The following is a 1,576-nucleotide window of genomic DNA, read 5'->3' on the forward strand; positions in this document are numbered from 1 at the left end:
CTGTAGCTGAGGTTCCACCAGCCAAACGGCAGGTTGTAGTAGAGCATGGCGTTGCGCGAGGTTTTCTGGTGGTCGCTGACGGCGTCGTGGCCGCCGCGCAGCACCAGTTGGTCGGCCAATCCCAGAGGGCTGTCCCATTCGAAAGAGCTGCCCCACTGCTGCTCGCCGGTGCTCTTCTGGCCCTCGTTGCTGCGCGACAGGCCGACGCGCCAGGGCTTTTGCGCCTTGTTCTTGACCAAGACTTCACTGCCGCCCACGGCCTGACCCGGTGCCAGCTCCATCTGCGCCTGGTTCGACGGCAGGCGGTTGAGCTGGTCGACCATCTGCTCGATCTGCCGCAGGTTGAGCAGCTCACCGCTACGGCCGGGAAACGCCATGTTCAGTTCGCGGGCGCTGAGCTTGCTGTCTTCGGCGGCCTTGAGTCCTTCGAGCTTGCCCTCCACCACCAGCACTTGCAGGTGACCGCTGGACAGGTCCTGTTGCGGCAGGTAGGCACGGCTGGTGACCAGGCCCTTCTCGATGTAGCGGTTGGTGATGACCTTGAGCAGCTCGTTGAGCTGGGCCACCCCCAGGCACTGGCCGATATAGGGCTTGAGCAGGCTGTCGCGTTCGCTGGCGGACAGCGAATCGGCGCCTTTGAGCTGGATGTCCTGAATCGGGAAGCAGCGGCTATCGCTGGGCGCGCTGGGCGCTACAGGCGCGGTGCTCTTGCCGGGCAGGTCCTTGAGTTCTTCGAGACGTCGCTGCTGTTCTTCCAGCAGGCGATTCTGCCGGTCGCGGATCAGGTCCTGGTCACCGGGGTTGAAGGTCGGCGCGGGCAAGGGGGCGGCAGTCGCCATGGACAGCGGGACTGTCAGCAGCAGGCAGGACAGGGCACAGCACAACCTCATCCCGAGGGTGGGGATAGACATATTCGGTCCTTCGAAAGGGCAGCAAGGGTCAGACAGGGCGAGCGATGTTAATGTGCCACCATCTTGGCGTCAAATAAGCGCTGAACGCCCCGACAAACTGCGTATCCCCCCGGAATCCGGGCGTTGCAGTGGGGGCCGATACTAGATTGACACCGGTAACCGCCACATCAGATTGATCTGAATTTTCATAAAGGGTTTCTTGGCAGCGGACTGTTGATCCGCCAGAAGCGTCTCTTCGAGCTTTGGCTACTTAGCCAAAACTCGGGGGCATGGCCCAGATGGCCCGGGATGCCGGAATGGGCCGGGAAACCCAAGGCCCGTTGAGCCATCGAGGCCTGGAGTACCTCTGAAAGCCAGCCAAAAAAAAACCGGACCAGGTCCGGGTTTTTCGTTTACCGCTGGCGGCAGGCTTATTCGGCTGCCGGCGCCTGTGGCTTGCGGCGCTTGAGCGGCGCCAGACCGTCCTGGCTGACCAGACTGTCGCTTTTCGGCCGGTTGGCGGTCTTGCGCTTGGTCGGGGCCTTGGCCACGGACTTTTTCTTGTCGCCCTTGGCGTCGGTCTTTTTCTTCTTCACGCCAACGGCCTTGCCGGACGCCTTGACCTTTTTCGGGCCGCTGTAGGTGCCTTTGACTTCCTTGATGGTGCGGCGCTCGAAGCTCTGCTT

1 protein-coding gene and 1 pseudogene are annotated in these 1,576 nt (G+C 62.3%); both read right to left on the reverse strand.

What is annotated here, in order from left to right; translation table 11 throughout:
* The coding region (locus BLX41_RS35860) for a ShlB/FhaC/HecB family hemolysin secretion/activation protein (protein WP_259745048.1) at positions 1-911 on the reverse strand (911 nt) is incomplete at its 3' end.
* Positions 912-1,321: 410 nt separating this feature from the next.
* Positions 1,322-1,576 (reverse strand): annotated as a pseudogene (locus tag BLX41_RS35865) (DEAD/DEAH box helicase); the annotation flags it as partial.

It is taken from the genome of Pseudomonas protegens (assembly GCF_003732485.1).
GTDB lineage: Bacteria > Pseudomonadota > Gammaproteobacteria > Pseudomonadales > Pseudomonadaceae > Aquipseudomonas > Aquipseudomonas protegens_B.